The 2,227-nt window shown below is 43.6% G+C and carries 1 protein-coding gene and 1 pseudogene; both read right to left on the bottom strand.

Annotated elements, in window-relative coordinates:
* Window positions 1-349: 349 nt before the first annotated feature.
* Entirely contained in the window at window positions 350-1,528 is a 1,179-nt protein-coding gene (locus H6G97_RS56520; protein ID WP_479684986.1) for an IS66 family transposase, read from the bottom strand.
* Window positions 1,524-1,968, bottom strand: a pseudogene (locus H6G97_RS54530) (IS66 family transposase); the annotation flags it as partial. The gene H6G97_RS56520 and the pseudogene H6G97_RS54530, both read right to left, overlap by 5 nt.
* Window positions 1,969-2,227 lie beyond the last annotated feature (259 nt).

Below are 2,227 nucleotides of genomic sequence, written 5' to 3'. Positions count from 1 at the left end.
ATACCAGGCAGAGTGATCATAGAGCAACTCTTGAGAAGATAATCTGGCATAACCCAAACTATACAGCAATCCAGCTACTTACATTTTTCATTTTTGAGGTTCTATTTGGTTTTATTCATTTCTAGCCAGTTGTAGAGTAATGGCGTTCACTTACTAGTGCTGTATAAATTATGTAAAGTCATTCTACAGCACTCATTTGACAACTGGCATAGCACGGGGCACCAGAAGCGGAAAGTTTTGCCCTATCCCTCATACAACTTCTTGGCTGTCCCGTTATGTTGATATCTCCATTGAAACTGCAACCCAAAGACATTGGATGCCAAATTGCTTAGGCTGATATCTCGTTCCCTTATTCAGACTCTAAAACATTCAACAACTTTTCTTCCACAGCAGTAAGATAAGCTCGATTCAGCTTCCCCAGCATCTCTAAAAACTTTTGCACCGACTCCTCCAGCGAACTCGAATACACTCGACTTATGCGTAGGCGTAGCCCGCCGCAGGCATCGCTCAAGGATTGCACCTGCTCACATTCGACAGGCAAGTAATTGTAAGACTTCAGGTACTGCAACCCAATGGTGTACTCGCCATCCCAAACTCTCACGGTGCAACTAAACTCGTTTACTGCGCTGACAATTGCCCAACAGCCACCCTTGCCTCTCAGTTCGGGATTGTCCTTGACTATGATTTGGCAGACTTCGCCAATTTGGTAGGTGTTGGGTACTTTGGTTCTCTCCATGATGCGCTGCACAACATCTTTGACGATTCTACCAGTTGGCACTTTGCCGCCAGCAAGTTCTACCGCCCGTTGCCATACTTCTTGCTGTTGCTGCGGTTCGAGTTTGGTCATGGGCCGAACTTGTCCTTCGCTGGTAGGCAAGATTTGTAGCTGATCAGAGCGGACTGTAGCAGGATCATCTTCAGTTTTATTTTGTGTCCAATTTGGACACATTTTGATCAAATTATCTACAACTCCAGCAGTTTCAATTAATCTGTAAGGATGACGACTCTCAAATCCAAACCTGTCCTTGCAATAGTCTTCAAAGGTTGAATGCGTCGAACGGTACAGTCTGCGATCGCGCAATTCTGCCAGTGCCTTACCTGCCTCAAAAAACGCTCTCTCCACACGGCGTTCCAAATGCAAACGATCGCTTTGTTCCTGCTCGGTTAATTCTGGAACTTCAACAGCAGTAACGGTGATAGTTGCTGTAGCTGGGTTTTCTTCTTGGGTCAGGTTATCTGGTGGTGCGTCGTCATTGGATGAAGCAGGGGTACTCAACAAATTGGCAGTATGTTGAAACCGTTCCATTGAACGGGAACCACCGCTAACCTTACGTTTGGTCACAGCCAAACGAAGCGATCGTTCGGCCTGATTGTTATCAGGAGGAACTTCAAGGAAGTCAAGGAAATACCACCATTGACTTGCTTTATCACGCAAAGAACGTAAAAGCTGGCCTGCTGTCGCTCCTGCCTTGCCAATCCACTGATTGAGTAAGGAGTGCAACTTAGCTTTGAATTGATTGACTTTCAATGGGACGTTCTACCAATTGCGCTACAGCCTGTTTTTCTACTTTTAATGCTAGGGGTGCAAATGCTTTGTTACCACAACAGATACAATCACTTGGACGTAAGATTTCATAACGGTCTACTCTGCCAAACCCCTTACGAGTCTTATCTTGATGTACTGGCTGTCTACCTGGTTTCTTTTTCGGTTGATTTGATTCTTCTTGCAGAGGTATCTTTTTGTTTTCGCTCTTTTTGTGGATGTCTCCAGATGGTGGTTTCGACGAATTAGAACTGTCTAAATCTCTACTGACTTTTAAACGCTCTATTTCTTGCTGTAGTTCTAAAATGATTTTTTGTAACTCACGTATTACCTTGCTTTGCTCAATAATTATCTCTACCAGTTTTTCTTTGGGCAACTGGTTCAAGCTTTCTAGGTCTAAAACAGTACGGCAGGTTTTGGTTCATATTTGTGATATTCTCCCTCAAGTGTTCCCTTTGTCAATACTCTGCCACCTGAATCCTTAAGATACTCTTGCAGACATGATTAATTATCCTCAAACAATTATATTTTCACGCCTCATTTTAATGCTGTGTTTGGGAGTTTTCATCTTATACCAATTAAAAATGAAGCTGCATATAATGGGAGAAGCAAACTTGGTAAGTTAACCCAACCATGAGCCGCCCATTTAAAATTGCGATCGCCGAGAGCGAAGAGGAACTGAAA

Source organism: Nostoc flagelliforme FACHB-838 (assembly GCF_014698065.1).
Classification (GTDB): Bacteria; Cyanobacteriota; Cyanobacteriia; order Cyanobacteriales; family Nostocaceae; genus Nostoc; species Nostoc flagelliforme_B.
Note: the sequence above shows the minus strand (reverse complement) of the source record. Positions and strands in the feature narration are given on the sequence as shown.